Origin of the sequence: Sphingomonas sp. SORGH_AS_0870 (genome assembly GCF_031453175.1) — a bacterium.
Classification (GTDB): Bacteria; Pseudomonadota; Alphaproteobacteria; order Sphingomonadales; family Sphingomonadaceae; genus Sphingomonas.
The window spans coordinates 2,398,848-2,419,287 of sequence record NZ_JAVIYW010000002.1 but is presented as its reverse complement, the minus strand read 5'-3'; the positions used below and the strand labels follow the sequence as shown (position 1 = coordinate 2,419,287).

21 protein-coding genes are annotated in these 20,440 nt (G+C 66.9%); 9 read left to right on the top strand and 12 right to left on the bottom strand.

Going from position 1 to position 20,440, the window contains the following annotated elements; genetic code table 11:
- Window positions 1-7 precede the first annotated feature (7 nt).
- Window positions 8-1,171: an MFS transporter gene (locus tag QE363_RS11360; RefSeq protein WP_309695284.1), complete on the top strand. Its 1,164-nt coding sequence runs from the start codon at window positions 8-10 to the stop codon at window positions 1,169-1,171.
- Here the strand turns inward: QE363_RS11360 and QE363_RS11355 are convergent.
- The 5 genes from QE363_RS11355 to QE363_RS11335 all read right to left on the bottom strand — a co-directional run bounded on the left by QE363_RS11355 (window position 1,141) and on the right by QE363_RS11335 (window position 4,950).
- Window positions 1,141-2,019 (bottom strand): sigma-70 family RNA polymerase sigma factor, encoded by an 879-nt coding sequence (locus QE363_RS11355; protein ID WP_309698183.1) that lies wholly within the window; start codon window positions 2,017-2,019, stop codon window positions 1,141-1,143. The two genes, QE363_RS11360 and QE363_RS11355, sit on opposite strands and share 31 nt — an antisense overlap.
- Window positions 2,012-2,464, bottom strand: a complete 453-nt coding sequence (locus tag QE363_RS11350) for a carboxymuconolactone decarboxylase family protein (protein ID WP_309695282.1) — start codon at window positions 2,462-2,464, stop codon at window positions 2,012-2,014. The genes QE363_RS11355 and QE363_RS11350 overlap by 8 nt, the downstream gene beginning before the upstream one ends.
- A gap of 86 nt (window positions 2,465-2,550) precedes the next feature.
- Window positions 2,551-3,099 (bottom strand): GNAT family N-acetyltransferase, encoded by a 549-nt coding sequence (locus QE363_RS11345; protein WP_309695280.1) that lies wholly within the window; start codon window positions 3,097-3,099, stop codon window positions 2,551-2,553.
- Entirely contained in the window at window positions 3,096-4,013 is a 918-nt protein-coding gene (locus QE363_RS11340) for a GNAT family N-acetyltransferase (protein WP_309695278.1), read from the bottom strand. Before QE363_RS11340 ends, QE363_RS11345 begins: the two co-directional genes overlap by 4 nt.
- 40 nt (window positions 4,014-4,053) lie before the next feature.
- A complete protein-coding gene (locus tag QE363_RS11335) occupies window positions 4,054-4,950 on the bottom strand; it encodes an AraC family transcriptional regulator (protein WP_309695276.1) in 897 nt (298 codons plus the stop codon).
- A 149-nt stretch (window positions 4,951-5,099) separates the two neighbouring features.
- On the opposite strand from QE363_RS11335, the gene QE363_RS11330 reads away from it, so the two are divergent.
- Complete coding sequence (locus QE363_RS11330; protein WP_309695274.1) at window positions 5,100-6,116, top strand: aldo/keto reductase; 1,017 nt, start codon at window positions 5,100-5,102, stop codon at window positions 6,114-6,116.
- Window positions 6,117-6,190: 74 nt separating this feature from the next.
- Here QE363_RS11330 and QE363_RS11325 read toward each other — a convergent pair whose 3' ends face one another.
- Both QE363_RS11325 and QE363_RS11320 read right to left on the bottom strand, forming a co-directional pair.
- Complete coding sequence (locus QE363_RS11325) at window positions 6,191-6,931, bottom strand: metallophosphoesterase family protein (protein ID WP_309695273.1); 741 nt, start codon at window positions 6,929-6,931, stop codon at window positions 6,191-6,193.
- An 87-nt stretch (window positions 6,932-7,018) separates the two neighbouring features.
- Complete coding sequence (locus QE363_RS11320) at window positions 7,019-8,020, bottom strand: quinone oxidoreductase (RefSeq protein ID WP_309695271.1); 1,002 nt, start codon at window positions 8,018-8,020, stop codon at window positions 7,019-7,021.
- 93 nt (window positions 8,021-8,113) lie between these two features.
- Between QE363_RS11320 and QE363_RS11315 the strand changes: the two genes are divergently transcribed.
- Entirely contained in the window at window positions 8,114-9,007 is an 894-nt protein-coding gene (locus QE363_RS11315; protein ID WP_309695269.1) for a LysR family transcriptional regulator, read from the top strand.
- Window positions 9,008-9,093: 86 nt separating this feature from the next.
- Window positions 9,094-10,266, top strand: coding sequence for a DNA glycosylase AlkZ-like family protein (locus tag QE363_RS11310; RefSeq protein WP_309695266.1), 1,173 nt, complete (start codon window positions 9,094-9,096; stop codon window positions 10,264-10,266).
- 13 nt (window positions 10,267-10,279) lie between these two features.
- On the opposite strand, the gene QE363_RS11305 is transcribed toward QE363_RS11310, so the two are convergent.
- The 3 genes from QE363_RS11305 to QE363_RS11295 all read right to left on the bottom strand — a co-directional run bounded on the left by QE363_RS11305 (window position 10,280) and on the right by QE363_RS11295 (window position 13,724).
- Entirely contained in the window at window positions 10,280-11,254 is a 975-nt protein-coding gene (locus QE363_RS11305) for a serine hydrolase (RefSeq protein ID WP_309695264.1), read from the bottom strand.
- Between the two features lie 74 nt (window positions 11,255-11,328).
- On the bottom strand, window positions 11,329-12,261 hold the full coding sequence (locus QE363_RS11300) for an alpha/beta fold hydrolase (RefSeq protein WP_245613532.1): 933 nt from the start codon (window positions 12,259-12,261) through the stop codon (window positions 11,329-11,331).
- A 122-nt stretch (window positions 12,262-12,383) separates the two neighbouring features.
- On the bottom strand, window positions 12,384-13,724 hold the full coding sequence (locus QE363_RS11295; RefSeq protein ID WP_309695260.1) for a hypothetical protein: 1,341 nt from the start codon (window positions 13,722-13,724) through the stop codon (window positions 12,384-12,386).
- Between the two features lie 519 nt (window positions 13,725-14,243).
- Between QE363_RS11295 and QE363_RS11290 the strand changes: the two genes are divergently transcribed.
- A complete protein-coding gene (locus tag QE363_RS11290; RefSeq protein ID WP_309695258.1) occupies window positions 14,244-14,750 on the top strand; it encodes a hypothetical protein in 507 nt (168 codons plus the stop codon).
- Window positions 14,747-15,373, top strand: coding sequence for a hypothetical protein (locus QE363_RS11285; protein WP_309695255.1), 627 nt, complete (start codon window positions 14,747-14,749; stop codon window positions 15,371-15,373). The genes QE363_RS11290 and QE363_RS11285 overlap by 4 nt, the downstream gene beginning before the upstream one ends.
- A gap of 112 nt (window positions 15,374-15,485) precedes the next feature.
- Here QE363_RS11285 and QE363_RS11280 read toward each other — a convergent pair whose 3' ends face one another.
- Window positions 15,486-16,154 carry a hypothetical protein gene (locus QE363_RS11280; protein WP_309695253.1) on the bottom strand — a complete coding sequence of 223 codons (669 nt, stop codon included), beginning with the start codon at window positions 16,152-16,154 and terminating at the stop codon, window positions 15,486-15,488.
- 131 nt (window positions 16,155-16,285) lie between these two features.
- Window positions 16,286-18,538 carry a S8 family serine peptidase gene (locus tag QE363_RS11275; RefSeq protein ID WP_309695251.1) on the bottom strand — a complete coding sequence of 751 codons (2,253 nt, stop codon included), beginning with the start codon at window positions 18,536-18,538 and terminating at the stop codon, window positions 16,286-16,288.
- Window positions 18,539-18,945: 407 nt separating this feature from the next.
- On the opposite strand from QE363_RS11275, the gene QE363_RS11270 reads away from it, so the two are divergent.
- From QE363_RS11270 to QE363_RS11260, 3 genes are all read left to right on the top strand, one after another.
- On the top strand, window positions 18,946-19,254 hold the full coding sequence (locus tag QE363_RS11270; protein ID WP_309695249.1) for a hypothetical protein: 309 nt from the start codon (window positions 18,946-18,948) through the stop codon (window positions 19,252-19,254).
- A gap of 63 nt (window positions 19,255-19,317) precedes the next feature.
- Complete coding sequence (locus QE363_RS11265; RefSeq protein ID WP_309695247.1) at window positions 19,318-19,836, top strand: hypothetical protein; 519 nt, start codon at window positions 19,318-19,320, stop codon at window positions 19,834-19,836.
- A gap of 59 nt (window positions 19,837-19,895) precedes the next feature.
- On the top strand, window positions 19,896-20,384 hold the full coding sequence (locus QE363_RS11260) for a hypothetical protein (RefSeq protein ID WP_309695245.1): 489 nt from the start codon (window positions 19,896-19,898) through the stop codon (window positions 20,382-20,384).
- Window positions 20,385-20,440: the final 56 nt, after the last annotated feature.

Sequence of the window (20,440 nt, the reverse complement as noted above, 5' to 3'; positions counted from 1 at the left end):
CACGATCATGAAATTTAACCTCGGATTGCTCGCACTGGCGGTCGGTGCCTTCGGCATAGGTGTGACCGAGTTCGCGCCGATGGGCATGTTGCCGGTGATCGCGGGCGACCTGCATGTTTCGATCCCCGCCGCCGGGCTGCTGGTCAGCGCCTATGCGATGGGCGTGCTGATCGGCGCACCGCTGATGACGCTTACCACCGGGCGGATCGACCGGCGGACGCTACTGATCGCGCTGATGGGCATCTTCACGCTCGGCAACGCGCTGTCGGCGGTTGCGGGCGGCTACTGGATGCTGATGGCGGCGCGGGTCGTCACCTCGTTCAACCATGGCGCGTTCTTCGGCGTCGGATCTGTGGTCGCCGCCAACCTCGTGCCGCCGGACAAGCGGGCGGGCGCGGTGGCGGCGATGTTCACCGGGCTGACCGTCGCCACGATCGGCGGCGTGCCGGCGGCAACCTGGGTCAGCGAGGCGATCGGCTGGCGCACCGCCTTCGCCGGGATCGCGGGCGTGGGGGCGATCGCGATGCTGTCGCTGCGTCTCGCGCTGCCGCCGCTGCCCGCCGCGGAGGGCGGCGACATGCGGGCCGAACTGCGCGTGCTGACGCGCAAGCCGGTGCTCGCCGCGCTGGCGCTGACGGTGGTCGGGGCGAGCGCGATGTTCACCGTGTTCACGTACATCGTCCCGATTCTGCGCGAGGAAACGCACGCCTCGACCGGGTTCGTGACGGCGATGCTGGTTCTCTATGGCATCGGCCTGACGATCGGGAACACGCTGGGTGGCCGGCTGGCCGATCGGTCGATCGAGCGGACGCTGATTGGCAGCTTCGCGGTGCTGGCGACGGTGCTCATCGCATTTGCGGGCGTGATGCAATGGCCATGGCCCGCCGCCATCGCGATCCTGATCTGGGGCATTGCAAGTTTCGCGATCGTTCCGCCCTTGCAGATGCGGGTGATGGATGCGGCCTTCGACGCGCCGAACCTCGCCTCCGCGATGAACATCGGCGCATTCAACCTTGGCAACGCGATCGGCGCGGCGCTGGGCGGGGGCGTGATCGGCGCCGGGCTGGAACTTCCGGTCGTGTCGCTGGCCGGTGCGGCGATGGCGGCGGCCGCGCTCGTGATGCTGCTGGCGCAGCGGCGTCAGCCCGATGCGGCGGCCTGCCCGGCCTGAAGAGCGGCTACGGCATGAGCGAGCTTGTCCGGATTGCGGACGATGTAGATCGCCGCGATCCGGCCGTCGCGGATGTCGAGCGCGGTGGTCTGGAGCACGCCGGCCGCGCGGCTGACATAGCCGGGCAGCCCGTCGATCGTGGCGAAGCGGATCACTTCCATCGGCGCGTCGGCGTATTTGCGGCGTAGCCCCATGAACAACCGCTGCGCCTTTGCCAGACCCCGGATGATGTTGTGGAATGCCAGGACGCGCCCGCCGCCATCGGAATGGATCGCGACGTCCTCCGCCAGCAGGTCCGACAAGACACGCGCGTCGCCGTCCCGCGCAGCCGCGAAAAAGGCGCGAGTGATCCGGGCGGCTTCCTGCGCATCGACCGGATAGCGCGGCCGCGCCTCCGCGACATGCCGCCGGGCGCGGGAGGCGAGTTGCCGCACCGTTGCGGGCGCGCGGTCGAGCGTCCTGGCCACCTCGAGCAACGCGACGTCGAACACATCGTGGAGCAGGAAGGCGGCCCGTTCCAACGGCGACAGTCGCTCCATGGCCAGCATGAGCGTGACGGTCAGATCGTCGGCAACCTCGTCCGGATCGGTCGTGCCGAGCAGCGGCTCGGGCAACCATGTGCCGACATAGGTCTCGCGTCGCACCCGTGCCGACTTCAGGTGATCGAGGCAGAGCCGCGTGACGACACGCGTCAGCCACGCGGCGGGTGCCTCGATCTCGTCCGCCCGTGACCAGCGCAGCCAGGCGTCCTGCACCAGATCCTCCGCTTCGGCGAGCGAGCCGGTCATGCGATAGGCCAGCCGGACGAGCCGCGGCCGCTCCGCCTCGAACAACGCGGCGTCAGGCATCATCCACCGGATGCGCGACGCGAAAAGCCACCTGCAGGCGGTTCCAGATATTGATCGCCCCGATCGCCATGGTCAGCCAGACCTGCTCTGCATCGGAAAATGCCGCCTTCAGCGCATCATAGTCCGCATCGGGTGCACCTGTCTTGGGCAACAGCGTCAACGCCTCCGCCCAGCCGAGCGCGGCCCGCTCGCGATCCGAATAGAGCGTCGATTCCCGCCAAGCGCTCAGCATGTAAAGCCGCATCTCACTTTCGCCACGACGGCGCAGGTCGGTCGCATGCATATGCAGGCAGAAGGCGCAGCCGTTGATCTGCGACACGCGGAATTTCACCAGTTCGAGCAGATTGTGGTCGAGGCCGCTTTTCGTGAAGCTCTGTTCCAGCGCCATCATGGCTGTGATCGCTTCCGGGGCCAGAGCGTGTGGGTTCGGGATGCGGGGTGTCATGGTCGGTCTCCTTCATGTCCGGCATCATGACGACACAGCGGGGACCGGTGTGACATGCCGGTCCAGAATCTTCGCCCGCTGCCCCGCTACGCCGGATCGCGCAGCCGCTTCCACATCCGGGTCAGCGGCACGACGACCCCGTCGACATGGGTATCGGCGCGTTCGATCGGTTCGTAACCGCAGGCCGCGTAGAGCGGCACGCCGCCGGCCGTGCCCATCAGTTCGACCGCCGCGAACCCATCCGCCCGCGCCGCCTGTTCGCAAGCGTCGAGGATCATCCGGCCGATCCCGCGCCGGACATGATCCGGGTGGGTATACATGGCGCGGATGCGGGCGGCATCGATCGCCGGATCCAGCAGCGCCGGATCGCGTAACTCGGTGCTATGATCGCCGCCATAGAGCGTCGCGCGCCGACTCCATCCGCCGCAGCCGACCGGCACGCCATGGTCCTCGACGACGAAGTACGTGCCGTCGCGCACCAATTGCGTGTCGAGGCCCATCACCGAGCGGCTCGCGACGATCTGGGCCGGGGTCAGCACCGCCGCCTGACCGCGATCGATCGACAGCGTCATCAGGTCGCGCAGCGCCCCGAGGTCGGCTTCGGTCGCAAGGCGGATCGTCAGGCTGCCGGTCATGCCGCCAACTCCAGCCGCCAGGTCTCGCCCTGAAGTGGAATGCCGAACCGCTCATGCATCGCCGTCTCGACACATGCGAAACCATGTGCGGCATAGAGGCGGCGCGCGGACTCCAGCACGGTGTGGGTCCATAGCGTCACCTCGCGATAGCCCGTTTCCCGTGCGAAGGTGACGCAAGCGCCGACCAGCGCATCGCCGATGCCCCGGCGGCGAGCGAAGGGCTCGACATGGAGGAGGCGCAGCCGGGCGACGCCGTCGCCCTCGTCGGTGACGAACACCGCGCCCGCCATGACCCCGTCGATTTCGGCGACCCAGCATTGCTCGCGCTCGGGATTGAAGTCGCGCAGGAACGCCGCGGTGACCTCGCTTTCGATCACCTCCAGTTCGCGACCCCAGCCATGGCTTTCGGCATAGAGGAGCGACTGGCGCGCGGCGATCAGCGCGGGCTCGCCGGTACGGAAGGGCCGGATCACGAACGGTCCACCCGATGCGGGATCCAGCAGCAGCCGCGCGCGCGTCAGGGCTTCGACCAGATCATGCCGCGCTTGTCCGTCGACCGCCGCGAGCAGATCGCCGACGGCATGGCTCTGGCGGTGGTCGAGCGTGCCGAAGGCCGCACGTCCCACCTCGGTCAGCCGCAGGTCGCGCGCACGGGCGTCGTCGTCGCGACGCACGCGCACGATCCAGCCGCGCTTCTCGAAGCGTGCGACCAAGCGGCTGAGATAGCCCGCGTCCATGCCGAGCGCGTCCTGCAACACGCTAGCGGTAACCGGCTCGCGCGTGGCGATTTCGAACAGCAAGCGGGCTTCGGGCAGACTCGCTTCGGTGCCCAGAAACCGCGCATCAAGCGCGCCGATCGTCTGGGTGTAGAAGCGGTTGAACCGGCGGATGGCGGTGACGTCTGCATCTTCCATGTCCGCCATGCTGGATCAGTTTACTTGACGAAGTCAAGTATCAGGGCAGTGCAGGCTCCGGCACCAGTTGCGCGCGCATCGCTGCCGCATCCCGCCCCGGCGGCGCCCCAAACAGGCGGCGATAGTCGCGGCTGAATTGGGACAGGCTTTCGTAACCGATCGCGAAGCCGACCCGCGCGACCTCCTCGGCGGCGACCAGGCGGCGGCGTGCTTCCTGCAAGCGGACCTGCTTCTGGAACTGCACCGGCGTCATCGTCGTCACCGCCTTGAAGTGGCGGTGGAAGCCGGGGACGCTCATGCCCGCCAGCGCGGCGAGGTCGGCCACGCGCAACGTCTCGGCATAATGGTCGCGGATGAACGCCGTCGCGCGGCCGATCCGCGCGGCATGGGTGTCGACCAGACCCATCTGGCGCAGCGCCGGTCCCAGCGTGCCGCCGAGCAATCGCCAGACGATCTCGCGCCGGATCAGCGGGGCGAGCACCGCTTGATCGGCCGGATGGTCGAGCAGATCGAGCAGACGCCTGAGAGGATCACGCAACGCCGGGTCATGGTCGCTGGTCGCCAGCGCATTGAAGGCGGCGGCCGGGCCCGGCGCGCTCAGCTGCTCCGCCATCAGTTCGGCCACGGTTATGGGCTCGATCGCCAGCGACAGCGCCAGATAGGGCGCGTCCGCGCTCGCCCGCACGATGCGTGACGTGACCGGCAGGTCGACCGAGGCGAGCAGGCATTGGCCCTCGGCATAATGATAGGGCGTCGGCCCCAGCATCGACATCTTCGCGCCCTGCACGACGAGGCAGAAGGACGGCCGATAGACCGTGCGGATGATGCCGGTCGGCTCCTCCGCGCGGGTAATGAGCAGGCCCGGGATCGGCGTTTCGCGACCATGGACGAACCAATGACGTTCGATCAGTTGGGCAAGGTCGGACAGCGTCGTCATGGCAGAGATCGTAGCTTCGCCGCGCGCCGAAAGCACCGTCTACGAATGACTTTGATAGGATTGGGCAGGACTTTGATCGGATCGGCGTCGCGGCGCCGAACGTTCGCGGCGTATCTCCGGCTCGTCCATTCCAATAGGAGTCTCATCCCATGCGTATGCGCCAACTCGGCCATAGCGGCCTGTTCGTGTCCGAACTCTGCCTTGGCACCATGACCTTCGGCGGCAGCGAGGGCATCTGGGGCCAGATCGGCCAGCTTCGCCAGGACGAGGCGGACGCGCTGGTCCGGACCGCGCTCGATGCCGGCATCAACTTCATCGACACCGCCAATGTCTATGCCGGCGGTGAGAGCGAGCGGATCCTCGGCCAGTCGCTCAAGAACATCGGCGTCGCCCGCGACGATGTCGTCATCGCGACCAAGGTGCTGGGGCCGATGGGCGATGGTCCCAATGCGCGCGGTGCCTCGCGCGGCCATATCCTCAGCCAGTGCAAGCAAAGCCTCCAACGGCTCGGCCTCGACCATATCGACCTCTACCAGATCCATGGCTTCGATCCCACGACGCCGATCGAGGAGACGCTGGAGGCGCTCGACACGCTCGTCCGTCATGGTCATGTCCGCTATCTTGGCCTGTCCAACTGGGCGGCGTGGCAGGTGGTGAAGGCGGTCGGCATCACGCAAGCGCGGCGGCTCGCGCCGATCCTGTCGCTCCAGGCCTATTACACGCTGGTCGGCCGCGACCTGGAACGCGAGATCGTGCCGATGCTGCGGTCCGAGAAGATCGGGCTGATGGTGTGGAGCCCACTGGCCGGCGGGTATCTGTCGGGCAAGTACGATGGCGAGGGTCAGGCGGCGGATGGCCGGCGCGCCAACTTCGACTTTCCGCCGGTCGACCGGACGCGCGGCTCGGTGGTGATCCCCGAGATGCGCCGCATCGCCGAGGCGAAGGGCTGCACCGTCGCGCAGGTCGCGCTCGCCTGGCTGCTCCATCAGCCGGTGGTGACGAGCGTGATCGTCGGTGCCAAGCGGGTCGACCAGCTCACCGACAATATCGCTGCGACCGAGGTGTCGCTCGACGCGGACGATCTCACCGCGCTTGATGCGGTGACCAAGCTGCCAGCGGAATATCCCGGCTGGATGCTGGAGCGCCAGGGCGGCTATCGCGCCTGACGGTCGCAGATTCGGCGGGACGGTTTCTCGACTGTCCCGGCGCGTCGGACCTTTCGGCCGATGGGGGCAGCGGATCACCCCGGCAGTATACGGCCTGTCCGGGCGGCATGAGCAAAGGCCGGAAAGCCGAAAGCCTCCGCCTGACGGGCCGCGATCTCATAGTCATAGGGCACACCGTGCAGTTGGGCTGCCCATCCGGCGTTGCGACGCTCGACGATGGCATAGCGCGCCAGCGGGCTGCCCGCCTCCATGACATGCGGGGTCGCGCCCCGATCCCGGTAGCACGGCATCCCGACGCTGCCGGGATTGACGATCAGCACGCCATCGACCGCCACGATGCGCGGCGTGTGCGTATGTCCGCACAGCACCAGACTGGCCGACCCGATCCCCTTCAGGCGCGGCCGGATGGCGGCGTCGGCATCCAGTGTCGCGCGGCCGGAGGTCACGTCCTCGAGCAGATATACCAGATCCCCGCCCGCCGGGCTGCCATGGCAGGCGAAGACGTCGCCATCGCAAAGGGGGAGCGTCGCGGGCAGACCCTTGATCCATGCCCAATGCTCTTGGGTCAAGAGCGGGCGCGCCAGAACGTCGAACGCCCCGTCGCTGCCGTCCTGCAACTGCCGCTCATGGTTCCCTGCGATGGTGTGATAGCCGGCACGCATCTGAAGCTCGGCGCTTGCCCCAGGATCGAACGGGCCGGACACGAGGTCGCCCAGATTGACCACCATGTCGGGCGCGGCGGCGGTTATCGCGTCGCGGACAGCCTCCAGCGCAGCCAGATTTCCATGGGCGTCGGCAATAACCCCGATCTTCAATGCTTCCTCCTCAGCGGACACGCGGGGCGTCCAGGCCAAGCATGGCAGGCGCTTCCTCGAAACGCCATGCGCGACCAGCAACCGCCGTTACCGTGGACCCTCGGGGATCAGGACGATCTTGCCCGCGAAGCTGCGATCCTCCAGCAGGCGATGGGCAGCGGTCCCCTCGCTCAGCGGAAATGTGGTGATTTTAGGCGCAGTGATGGTGCCGGCCCGCAAGGCCGCGAACAGCCGGTCGGCGCGGCTCTGTCGGCTTTCCGCGCGGTTCAGATAGGTCCAAAGATCGCCGCCGACGACACCCTTGGAATGCTCCATCAGGGACAGCGGATCGATCGCGGGCGGTGGGCCGCCCGCCTTGCCGAAGATCACCACACGGCCACCGGGACGCAAGGCGGCGAGGCTGTCGTGGAGCGTGGTGCCGATCGAATCATAGACCACATCGACGCCGTCTCCGGTCGCCCGCACCTGCGCCACCCAATCATCATAAGCATAGACCGCACTCGCGCCGTTCGACCGCGCCTGTTCGCGCTTGGACGGGGTCGAGGCCAGCGCATGGACCTCGGCACCCAGCGCCGCCGCCATTTGGGTCAGCAGCCGCCCGACGCCGCCAGACGCGGCCTGGACCAGCACCCTGTTGCCGGCGGCCAGCCTGCCGCTATCCTCGACCAGATATTGCGCCGTCACGCCTTGCAGCAACAGCGCGGCGGCCGTGCGATCGTCGATATCGTCCGGCAGTGCGACCAGACGATCGGCGGGCGCGCAGACCCGTTCGGCATGGGCGCGCGGCACATCGAGAAAGCCGACCCGCTGCCCGATCCGCCAGCGATCGACGCCCGTCCCGACCGCAACGATGCGCCCCGCCCCCTCATAGCCGCCGATCCATGGTGCTTCGCCATCGAGCACATAGACGCCCTGACGACGGTAGATGTCGGCGAAGTTCAAGCCGACCGCGCTGGTCTTCACCAGCACCGAAGCGGCATCCAATGCCTGGTCCGGAAGAGCGCTATAGCGCAGGACCTCGGGTCCCCCGAACCGATCGAAGAACAAGGCCTTCACCGCACTATCCTCGATACGCCCATCGCCGATCATCCTTGTTTTGGTTGCCAATGACTGGAGAATGCATGCTGGACCAAGTCGGAGACAGCCGCATAGGATGCGACGTCTTCGAACCAGGGGTTTGCAATGGACCGATTGACCAGCATGGCGATCTTCGTATCGGTCGTCGACCTCGGCAGCTTCACCGCCGCGGCCAAGGCGCACGACATCTCGGCAACGATGGTGGCCAAGCATGTCAACGCGTTGGAAGCGCGGCTCGACACCCGCCTGCTGCACCGGACGACCCGGCGGTTGTCGCCGACCGAGGCCGGTCGACGCTTCACCGAATCCTGCCGTCGCGTGCTGGCGGATGTCGCGATCGCAGAGGCGGTGGGGGCCGAGGTGGCGCAGACGCCGGTCGGTCGGCTTCGCATCGCCGCACCGATCGCCTTCGGCACCGAACGGGTCGCGCCCTTGCTGGCCGCCTATCTCGACCGCTTCCCGGACATGCAGGCGGAACTGGTGCTGGGTGACCGCAAGGTCGATCTGATCGAGGAAGGCTTCGATCTGGCCTTTCGGATCGGCGCGCTGGAGGACGACTGGTTGGTCGCCCATCCGCTCGCTCCCTATCGGCTGATGCTCGCCGCCGCGCCGGGCTATCTCGAACGCCACGGTCACCCGGAGACGCCCGACGACTTGCGCGAACATCGGCTGATCGGCTTCGCGCAATTCGGTGCGGACGACCGCTGGACACTGGTCGGTCCGGGTGGTGCGCATGTCGTACCGCTGCCCCCGCCCCGCCTGCGCATCAACCACGCGGCCGCCCTGCGGCGAGCGGCGGTCGCGGGCTATGGCATCATCCTGCAATCCCGCGTGACGCTGGACGGCGATCTGGCGTCGGGACGCCTGATCCCGGTTCTAGCGGATTACGCGCCCGAACCTCGTCCGCTGACGCTCGTCCGCCTGCCCGATCGCCGCATGACGGCAGGCCTGCGCGCCTTTGTCGACATGGCGGTTTCGGCGTTCAACGACGAAGGATGAAGCAAGGTGATAACGCTCGAAGCCGTTCCAGCGATCACCGGTGCGCCGGATTGACGCGCCGCCATCCAGGGTCGAGTTCGTCGGACATGAGCATCTCCAACCGCGAAGCGCGTCGGATCGTCCTGGCGGCGCAGGGCTTTGGTTGCCCGCGCCCCGTCACTCCGTCGGTTCGCCACCTGCGCAGCACCGCCGAGCGGCTCAACCTGTTCCAGATCGATAGCGTCAACGTGCTGACGCGGGCGCATTATTTGCCCGCATTCTCGCGACTCGGCGGCTATGACCGTAGTTTGCTTGAGGCTGACGCGTGGGGCCGGCTGCGCCAGAGACGGCTGTTCGAATACTGGGCGCATGAGGCGTCGCTGCTGCCGCTCGACCTGCATCCACTGCTCCGCTGGCGCATGGCACGAGCCGAGCGAGGCGAGATCGGCTATCAGGCGCTGCGCCGCTTCGCGATCGAGCGGCGGGACGAGGCGAACGCAGTGCTCGAACGGATCACCGCCGAAGGCCCGCTAGCGGCGGCCGACTTCGAGAACGGGTCCAGCCGCAGCGGCTGGTGGGAATGGAGCCACGTCAAGCATGCGCTCGAATGGCTGTTCTGGTCCGGGCAGATCACCACCGCGACCCGACGGGGCAGTTTCGCGCGCCTGTACGACCTGACCGAGCGGGTTATCCCGCCAGCCGTGCTGGCGCTGCCCACGCCGTCAGTCGAGGCGGCACAACGTGCGCTGATCGAACGCAGCGCCCGTGCCTTAGGCGTCGCCACCGCCAGCGATCTGCGCGACTATTTCCGGTTGAAGCCCATCGAAGCCGATCACGCCATCGCCGATCTGGCGGAGGATGGCGTGCTCGTGCCGGTTCCGGTCGAGGGCTGGAGCCAGAAGGCATGGATGCATCGCGACGCGACCATGCCGCGCCGGGTGCGCAGCGCTGCCTTGCTCGCGCCGTTCGATCCGTTGATCTGGGAGCGGGCCCGCACCGAACGCCTGTTCGGCTTCCACTATCGCATCGAGATCTACGTTCCGCAGGATCGGCGCACGCATGGCTATTACGTGCTGCCCTTCCTAATGGACGAGGCGCTGGTCGGCCGGGTCGATCTCAAGGCGGATCGGCAAGCCGGGCTGCTGCTCGCGCACCGCATTACGCTGGAACCGGGAGCACCCACTGATACGCTGCCCCGACTTCAGGTCGAGTTGGACCGGATGGCGGCATGGCTCGGTTTGGACGCCGTCCGCATCGGCGCGGTCGTGCATCGCGGTTGAGCGTCTTCGTCCGTCACCTTGCTCCACCCTGCTCGGCGGCGGGCACGATGCCGTCGTCGAGCAGCGCATGGAGCGCAGCGATATGGCCATTGTCCCGTGCGCCGCTGGAATCGGAGGTCATGATGACCGTCAGCTTGAGGTCCGGCACGATGAACAGCATCTGCCCGCCATAGCCCCAGGCGAAGCGCAGCGGATGGCCACGACTGGTGCCGACGAACCAGCCATAGCCATATTGTCCGCCGCTCCACGGTGACACGGTGCGAGGAGTCCAGCTTTCCGCGATCCAGCGGGCGGGAACGATCCGCCGTCCATCGATAACGCCGCCCAGGCGATAGAGCTCGCCGAACCGCGCCAGGCTACGCGGCGACAGCAGCATGTCGTTGCCGCCGAAATAGATGCCCTGCGGATCGCGCGACCATGGCGGGATGGTGATGCCGAGCGGCTCCGCCAGCCAGTCGCGCATCAGGGCATAAGTGTCGCGTCCCGATGCGCGGGTCAGCATCGCCGACAGCAGATGCGTGTTGCCGGTGGAATAAAGCATCGCGCCGCCCGGCTCATCGACGAACGGGCGTGCAAGGGCGAAGCGGACCCAGTTGCGACTGGACACCCAGCGCCCGTAATTCTCACCCGACGTCCGCTCCAGTCCCGCGCGCATCGTCAGCAGGTCCTCGACGGTCAGCCGGGCAAGACGCGGGTCGGGATCGGGCGGCGCATCGCTGCCGAGCACCGACAGCACGGGCTGATCGACGCCGGTCAGCGCGCCTTTCGCGATCGCGATGCCGACCAGAGCGGACAGGACCGACTTGGACGCGGACTTGATGTTGACCGGTCGGTCGAGCGGCGGCCCACCGTTGAAACGGTGTTCCGCCAGCACCTGTCCGTCGCGGAGGACCAGCAGCGAGCGGAGCCGGGGAAGACGGCTGGCTTGGGCAACGGTGTCGGCCAGGATGGCGCCGTCCAAACCGCGCGTCTCGACCGGGCGAGACATGGCGGCTTGCCGTGGCGCAGGTGCAGCATCGCAACCGCTGGCGAGGAGGAGCGCCAGCGCGCAGGCATATCGCTTCACGGCGTGATCGCGGAACGAAGCGTTTGCAGGAACTCGGCGGGCGCTTCGACCTGCGGCGAATGGCCGAGATCGTCCAGGCGGATCAGGCGGGCGCCGGGGATACGCTTCACCGCCTCCTCGGCGGCCTGCGGCACGGTGCGGACGCGGGCGCGCCGGCCCTCGGGCGCACTGTTGGCCCGAAAGGCCGTCAAGTCGCGCTGGCCGATGATGAGCGTGGTCGGGACCGCTAAGTGCGGCAGCTCGGCCGCAACTGGCTGGGTTTGGATCATATCGGACAGACGGGCCTGTGCATCGCGCACCGTGTCACCATCGGGGCTGGCATATTGCCCGGCCAGCATGGCGACCCAGCGGTCATAGGCCGGCCGCCAAGCCCCATGATAATAGTTGCGGAGCTGATAGGCTTTGATCGACGCCGCATCCGTCTTCGCCTCTTCGGCGCGCAGCTTGCCGAGGTCGCTATAGGGCACGCCCTCGCTCAGCGTGTCGTTGAGGCCGAGCGGGTTGACCAGCACCAGCTTCGCGATCCGCTCGGGATAGAGAAGCGCGAAGCGCGTGGCGAGGATGCCCCCGGTCGAATGACCGACCAGCACGACCTTGCCGGCCCCGGCCCGGTCGAGCAGCGCGGCGGTCAGCGCGGCCATGGCGTGGAAGCTGTACTGATAGCCACTCGGCTTGGACGATTTGCAGAAGCCGATCTGGTCCGGCGCGATGACGCGGTAGCCCGCCGCCGCCAACCCGCGCGCGGTGTCTCCCCAGGTCGCGGCGCAAAAGTTCTTACCGTGGAGCAGGACGACCGTCGTGCCGTTGGGCGCGGCGGTCGCCGGCCAGTCGAGAAAGGCCATGCGAACCGGATGGCCCTGCGAATTGGCCTCAAACCAGTGTACGGGGGCCGGATAGGCGAACCGCTCCAGATCGGCGCCGAACGGCACCGTTTGGGCAGCCGCAGTGGTTGAAAGCAGGGCCGAGCAGGCCGCGGCGGCAAAAAAGCGAAAAGGCATCAATAGGTAACACCAGCCGCGACGCCAATATCCCTAGCGCCGCGACGACGTCGTCAGATGGTTCGCTTTGTCTCCGCACGGCTGGTGACCATGTCCCACAATCGGTAGGCCGCGTCTTCATCCTCCGGGGATGGCGCATGGAGATTGAAGCCGATAGCCTCCCAAGGCTGGCGGGCTTCCCAGTCCGGATTGAGCGACCAGTAACAGACGCTCGCCTCGAACATCGGCAGATGCGCGATGGGGGTTTCCATCGGCGGCAGGCCCTTTGTCTCGACGTGACTGTGAATGGACCGCGCCAGATCATCGAGCCGCTTGTTGATCATTTCGCTTTCCGTCAGCCGTAGAGGGCGTGGCGACATGATCGCGATGGGCGCCATGGCAGCGCGTCCCAAAACCTGCTCGGTCGTGCTGGGGCCAGCGGCGACCGGCATGAATCGCCGCAGCAGCTCGGTTGGCATGGGTGACTCGCCACCGGGGTAATCTGCTGGCACGGGGTGCCCCGGCATGTCGCGCAGCCAGGCGTAAGCCGGTTCGTCACGGAGAGTGCCGAGCACGGCATCAATCGTTGGATCGTCGTTTTCGCTGTCGCCGGACAACAGGATTTTGCCGAACGCGATCAGCGCGTTTTTGCGTCGCTCCTCGGATTCCGCCTCATGGGCAAAATGCTGCTCGATGTCGGTCTGCGGTGCCTGGCTGTCTACCTGCTTGTTCTTCGGCAGGACCTTGCCCGGATGGCGCTTCGCCCAGTCGATCACCGAACGCTGGATGTCAGCGGCGAGCTGATGTCGAAACGACGGATCGTCTCCATAGCCAGCGATGAACCGACGGAGTTCCGCATGCTGTCTCCCGGAGACGGCGCTGACGAGCGGCCAAGCACTGCCGAGTGCGGCCCGTTCATTGGTGACGTTGTGCAGTTCTTTAAGCAGCGACGTCGCGATCAGGATACCCAGCGCGGTCCGCAGATCGGCAATTTCTCGTGCGTTCGGCGGACGATGGCCCGCCGCCTTCTGGTATCGCTCAAGCAGACGGGGCAGGAAATTACCTGGCGATCCGATCGCGGGCTGCTTACCGTCGATTGTCTTCGGCCGCTTGCCATAGGCCTTGTACCCGGTGAGGTCGAAGCTGCCACGGGCGATGGCCTCGATCCAGGCGTGCGGATCAGGGGCTGGGCCGAGCAGTACCGCGATCAGCTCCGATAGGATCGATCCGCGTCCGGGGCCCAGGGCTCCAACGGCGTTGCGCCCCGCCTCCGTCACCAAAAGCTTCAGCATTCTGGTAATGCTCGCGGCGGCGGCCTTCTCCTGTTCGGGACTGCCGTCACCGTACTGCCCGCCCGCCATGTGACGCCGATACGCCGCCAATTCGTCCGGGGTCAGCAGGGCATTCAGATCCATCCTCGACGCTCCATCGATGCGGACGGCCGACGCTCGCCGCTCGCGACACCATGCAGGCATAGCCTTGCAGACCCTCACACGCAGTAAACGCCGCCATAAGGGCGGCGTGCACAGCCTCACAAAAGGTGGAGGAAAGCTCACAGAAAGAAGTGGGCGCCCTCACAGAAGAAGGCAGAGCGGCCCCATGCAGGGCCGCACATAAACTGCGGCGCAATACCGCTAAAATGTCACATTTCATTTTTGTGTCATTTTAGCTGCGTCGGCGCGCGCGCCGGGAGCGCGAAGCGCTCCTGGTGGAGGCGTCGCCTCCAGGTCCGCCGGCACCGCGATGACGGTGCCTCCGGAAGGCGGGACCGGTCGCATGGCCGGGGGCATGCTCCGCCAAGACCACCCAAGCGCCGCACGGCGGCGAGGTCGATGACGAAAGGTCGGGGAAGCGGATCGGCTGTGCCGAGAGGTGAAATGACCAGGGAGGATCGCCGCGTACAGCCCGCGGCCCCCCATGGATAGAAGTCGACCATGCACATCAAGACACTGGAGGCGGTTGCGATCGCCGCCGCCCTGACCCCTGCGCGTCTCACCGGGCTGCGCTTTCCTGTCGATCCGGATGCGGGTTCAATACCCGCCACCCGGCTGCGGCACTATCTTCACGCGCCGGCGGCGCGGTTGCTGATCGTCCCGGCGATCGCGCCGCCCGCCCGCCGAGACGTCGAGGACCTCGTCCGGGCATATGATACCGATGCGCTGGTCGCGCTCGCCTCGCCGAATGGCGTCGACGACATCACCTTCGCGGTCATGCTCGCTGGCAACGATCCGGTTTACTCATCCGGACTGAACCTCTTCCTCGGTGCCGGGGCATCATGTCATTTCGTGCCTCCGGAGCCGAGCAGAACGACCTTCGCCCTGCTGCCGGTAGGGCTTCGCGGTTGCGAATGCGCGCCATGGGATAGCGAGATAGATCGGCGAGCGGGACTGGCCGATGGGCGCGCGCTTCTGTCCGGCATCTTCGCGGGAGGGACAAAGTGACCGCGCTTCCCGAATGGCTGGCGCCTGGCGCCGTCGCCGACCGGCTTTTCGATGTCCGTGCCGAGGCCGGTCGCGCGATCGGCTTCGGCCTCGTCCGGCCGCGGCGCAGCGGACTGGAAAATACGATGAGCCAAATCGCCTTCGCCAAGCTCAATCCCGTCAAGCCTGTCGGGGATACGCCGAGAACGGCGTGCGGCTGGCCGGTGACGGCCCGCGATCACCGGATCATCCCGGCACCCGGCGTGCCGGACGTCACATCCATCGAGCGGCTGTTTGGCGACTATGACGCGGCGGTCCGGCCGCATCAGAAGCTTCTGGGCGCCGTCTTCACCTTTCCGTTCGATCGTGATGTGCCCGTGCATGACGGCTTCGGAGCGGTGCTGTCCTACGCGGCATTGCGGTTCGGTCGGGAGCGTCGCCTGACCAGTCTCGTGGTCGCTCATGCGCCGTGCGATCAGCTGGCAGAGGAAGCTCCGCATGCCCACGCCATCGTGCTTGGTCGCACCCACCGGGCGTCCGGTTGGGGGCCGCCCCATCCCGACCTTGCCGAAAGCGAGCATGCCATGTGGGCAGAGGATTGGGCGGATTTCTCCGCACGCTGGGCCCTGACGCTGGGGCAGTGAACAGAGCGGAATTTCGGTATCGCTTCATGCAGCGTGCCGGATCGATTCATGGCGATGGACGGGACGACCCAGCGTCCCGTCCATCGAACTGACCGTCGGCGGCTACGGCTCGTCAGAATGACGATTTCCCTGCCGTACCTCCACCGACCGCACGGCTGACCGCATTCTGCCATGCCCGCTCCGCTACCACGCCTTGCGAGAGGGAGACGTTCAGCTTGCCGTAGACGTCGAGTTTGGCCGCAAGCCCCTCGTGCGGATTGCCCCAGATTTGACGGCACCGGTCGCCGCCCGTGCACCAGCTCGCCTCGTATGTGGATCCAACGATTTGCGAGAAACCCGGCTTGCCATAGCGCTTCACCATCTCGGCGGCGATCTGCTCGGGCGTCCGTCCGGCCGCAGGCGCGACGTATTTGACGACTTTGACCGCGTCACCCGTCGGCATCGGCTGGAATTCGACGATCAGGCTCTCGTCGCCTTTCGCGGCGTTCAGCCCCGCCACACCCTGTTTCGGCTCCTCGATCGGGAAGACGTCCTGCTGCCGCTTGGCCTCATGGTCGACGGTCGCGGCCCAATCCTCGCCCGCCGACGTCTCGACCTTCCATCCGGTACGGGCAAGCGTCGCCTGCACCTCGGGCGCGGTCATGCTGATGCGGATGCCCGCGATCGTCAGCGGTGCGGCCGCGGTCTTCGTCTGCGCGGCGGCCTCCTGCTCGGTAACCGAGGCCGATCCACAGGCCGTGAGCAGCGCCAGTGCGGCGGTGGCGGTGAGCTTCGTCATCATGTCATGTCCTTGTATTCTGGACGTGCGGGTTCGTTCGCCGAGATGCATCCCGGCGTGGCACGTCCGTCGTGGGGTGTGTCGCTACGGGTGAGCTGGGCTTGCCGGTGGCGAGCGCGCCCGGACGGCAAGCCTCATCGCAGCACCAGCGCGACGAAGCCTGCGGTGTTCTGCGCGCCGGCGACGTGGCCGGCGTCGAAGGCGTGGGCGACGCCTAGCCGCAACGAGGAGGTGGGCGACAGCGCGGCCGACCAGCCGAGCTCGACGTCCATCTCGCGCGCGGTCGGTGTCAGGTCGACGGTGGTGAGGCGGGTGGCGAGCACGCCGGTCATCAGGTCATAGGCGATTGGCGCCTCGACCACCGCCCGTGCTCGTTCCAGCCGGAGCGGTGATGACAGTCCGAATGTGACGGTACCGCCGCCGAGGCGATGCGCGGCGTCGAGCGCGAAGGCCGTCCCGGTCATCGGTCCGGTGAAGCGCAGCAGGTCCGATCCGCCAGCGACCCGAGTGGCGGCGGCCGTGGCCCGTCCCGACAGCAGGACGCCAGCAACGGTTCGGCTGGCGGTCAGGGTAACCAGCGTCGTTCGGCTGCCCAAGAGAGCAAAGCCAGCCGGCCCCCGCATACCCAGCACCTGACCTCGTTCGGTCAGGTCGGACAGTTCGACACCGAGTCCCAGCGGCGTCGCGAAGGTCACGCTGCGCAAAGCAGAGCGGCCGTCGCGCGATACGCCTGATGCAAAGGCCGCAGACCAGCCGTCACCACTCCACGACGATGACATGCCGACCGGCGCGGCGACGACACCACGCAAGGCAGAACCGGCGATGCCAGCACCTTGTCCGATCCCGACATTGGCGCTGACGCTGACGGTCTGGCCTGCGGCAGGCGAGAAGGCGAAGGTGGCCGGGCGGCCGGAACGCGCTGCGGCCCATGGCCCGGTGGCGGCGGAAGTGAAACCGAACTTTGCGTCGTTGGCCGTGGCGGCCAGCCACGGTGGATCGATCGTTCCCAGCATCGCAGCCGCCAGCAACCCCGAACCCCGGCTCCGTGGCCCGGTGGTGCCAGTCATGGCGAAGTCGCGGCCATAGCGGTCGAACACCGTCATGCGGGTCACGGCATCGGCTAGTTGGACACCGCCACCGAACGGTCCTGACAGGCTGAGCGAGGAATAACGTGCCAGCACCATGTCGGCGGCGGCAAAGGCACTGGCGGGCGCCTGCGCATTCATCGCCGCTTCGATGTTGAGCAAGCCAACGCCGAAGATCTGGTCTGCACCCTTGTCGCCGAGGTCGGTGGCGGTATCGAGCAGGATGCGTGAGATCGCCTTGCCGCCGAGTTGCGGCCAGTACTGCTTGAGCAGCGCGGCCGCCCCGGCGATCGCGGGGGCGGCGAAGCTGTTGCCCGTGACCGTGGTGATTTGTCCGTCCTTGCCGACGACGCTGACGTTCGTCGCGACCACGGCCAGCGTGCGGTCGGCAAGATCGCCGGGCAGGCCGTTGCCACTCGGCGGGCGGAGCGAGCTGTCGACACGAATGCCGAACAGGAAATTGTCCTTGTTCTCCAGATTGCTGCCGACAAAATTGCGGGTGTTTGTGCCGGCGTTGGCACTCTTGTCGTCGACGAAATTGGAGACGGATTGCACCAAAAGCCGGTCTGCTTTGACGACGCCGTCCATCGCCGCACGTTGCTCTGCTGCGGCCTGTCCGCCCGCTTCGCCGTTCAAGCTCAGCGAGATTACGAAGGCGCCTTTCTCCACCGCATAGGTGATGGCCGGGGCGATGTTCATCGGATTAGCGCCATCGGCCTCCTTGATCACGGAGGTGGCGGTGACGTTCTCGAGATCGGGCGCCGCGATCTTGAGCGCGAGCAGCGTTGCGTCGTAGGCGACGCCGTGCATGCCGTTCCCGTTCCTCGCTGCCAGCGCGACCGAGGCGACTTCGGTGCCATGGCCCTGCACATCGGCGAGCGCGAAGGTCACCGTCTCCGGCGCACAGGTGGCGCAACGTGCGATCTTGTTCTCGAACGCCTTGCTGTCGGGCGAGATACGGCCGGCGAACTCGGCGCTGCTGGTGGCAATGCCGGTATCGATGACCGCGATGGTCACACCCTTGCCGGTGATGCCCTTGTCATAGGCATAGGCGGCCTTCGCGCCGACCACCGCACCGGACGCCTTGTACTCGGCGCTATCCGCAGCACTGGGCGGTGGGGTCGGTGTGGGGGATGGCGTCGGTGTTGAGCTGGGCGTCGGCATGGGTGCAGGCGTCGGGATCGACCCTGACGAAGCGACGCCACCGCCTCCACCGCCACAGGCGGCGAGCAGGATTGCCGCCGAAATCACCGATGTCGTTTGAAAAGCCTTCCGCCACTGGCGGCTGTTTCCCGCAACCATACGCACCCCCGTGTCAGGCGATGCTTGGCTTCCCCAGCCGACGGCATCGCCCCAGATGACGAGGCGATGCCGACCCGAAAGCCGGAAGTTGAGAACCCGCTGTTAGACGAGCGCGCACGCCTTTAGGCGCCCGAAAGCGCCCTGGACATACGCGTGCGCCTCCCGGCCGAAACTGGTTCGGGCCGGGTGCACGGCTACTAACAGCAAGGTTCTCACGCCTCGGTCCGCCTGCTGACGAACGTGGCTGGTGTAGGCGGAACCCGTTAACGAACCAAGTCCTGCCGTGCAGGAATGACGTCCGGGTTGCTGCAACATGCGGCAAGCTGGGCCGCTTCTGACTGCACAATCCAACATATTTCGAGATGCTTAACCCTCTCCAGCAGCGACAATCTGCTGGAGGAAAGAAAATGAAGCGACGCCGCTTTCCGTTGGTTTTCCGCGTGAGCGCCATCCTGCTGCTCATCGCCCTGGTTGCCGGGCAATGGTGGCAGCGCCAGCCCGTCGGCAGCATCGCCGGCTGGGTGCCGGCCATGGCCGAAGTCTATTGCCCGGCTGCCGCGATCCATCGCTCCGGCACCATCGCGGACAGCGCCCGCACGCTCGATGGCTGGGCCTATGCCGTTATCGGTGACGCCATCTTTCGCGATGGCAGCGACCGCTGCCGCGCAAAGAGGGGAAGATCGGCCGGGGCCGAGCGAAGCCCTAACGAGAAATGAAAATCGAAGGGGCCTGATCCGGACCAGCCGGTCCGGGGATCACGCCGTTGAACAGGTACCCCCATGCATTCGACTCTCCATGACACGCTGCCGACGACCTCGGTCGCGCTCCTCAACTATGTTCTGACCGCACTCGCTCCCGACGAGCCGTGCCCCTACGCGGGCAATACCGGCCTGCCGGGCGGCGTGGAGTCGCTCGAGAACAACCTCATCGTCGTGGCGACTCCGGTCGCCGAGCGTCTCTATGACGACGCGGTGATGCGCTGTGCGGCGACCCGCAAGCGTGATGTCGTGCTGGTCCGGCATGGTTTCCACCCCGAAATCCTCGAACCGGTGCGGGCCGATGTCGCGCTGCACTCGGTCACCGGACCGATCCTGGTGCCGGATTTGAGCTTCTACCGCGATGCCGATGGCGGCCTGCACCTCGTGCCGGCGCGTCCGGACCTCTTCGTCGGGATCACACGGCACGGGTTGGAGGTGTCGATGCCCGCTCCCTGGAACAGCGGGTGGGAGCGGGGGACCGGGCTCGAGCGCGCCGCCGCCGAGATCGTCCGCGCCTGCCGGCGGACAGAACAGGGTTGAGATCAGCGAACACGAGAATGTGCCCCCGGGAATGGGGGATGAAACAAGGAGAAATCGAGATGAACACCCCGACCTTCGAAGCCGCCGTCACCCGCGCCGCCGTGAAGCTGCTGCTCGGTACCCGCAAGCTCAAGCCCGGAGTCGCCATCACCGGCGGCGATCCGCTCGAGATCGAGGACCAGATCAAGATGGGCCGTCACGCGGTCGAGACTGACGCCGACGTCTTGCACCTCGAATATCGCACGGGACCGAACCCGGCGCTGACCGGGATCACGATGTTCTTGCCGCGCGATGGCCGCTGCCACATCCAGAGCGGCTGCCGCCTGTGGGTGTCGAAGTCGGGCAACCGGGGGCTGATCCTGCCGCAGGCTCATGTCCGCGGCCATTTCCGGCTCGCTCCGCGGGAGATCGTGCATATCGACGGCAAGCCCGCAGACGATCTGAGTGAGGGCATCGAACGCGCCAGCGCGTGGCTGACCCGGCAGGTCATGCGGCCGGGCGTCCAGTATGACGACGCGCAGTGCACGCTTTGGGCAAAGGCCGCCTGACGGATCGCGTCAGGGTCTATCACCCTATACTGACGAGCCAGCCAATTCGGACACCC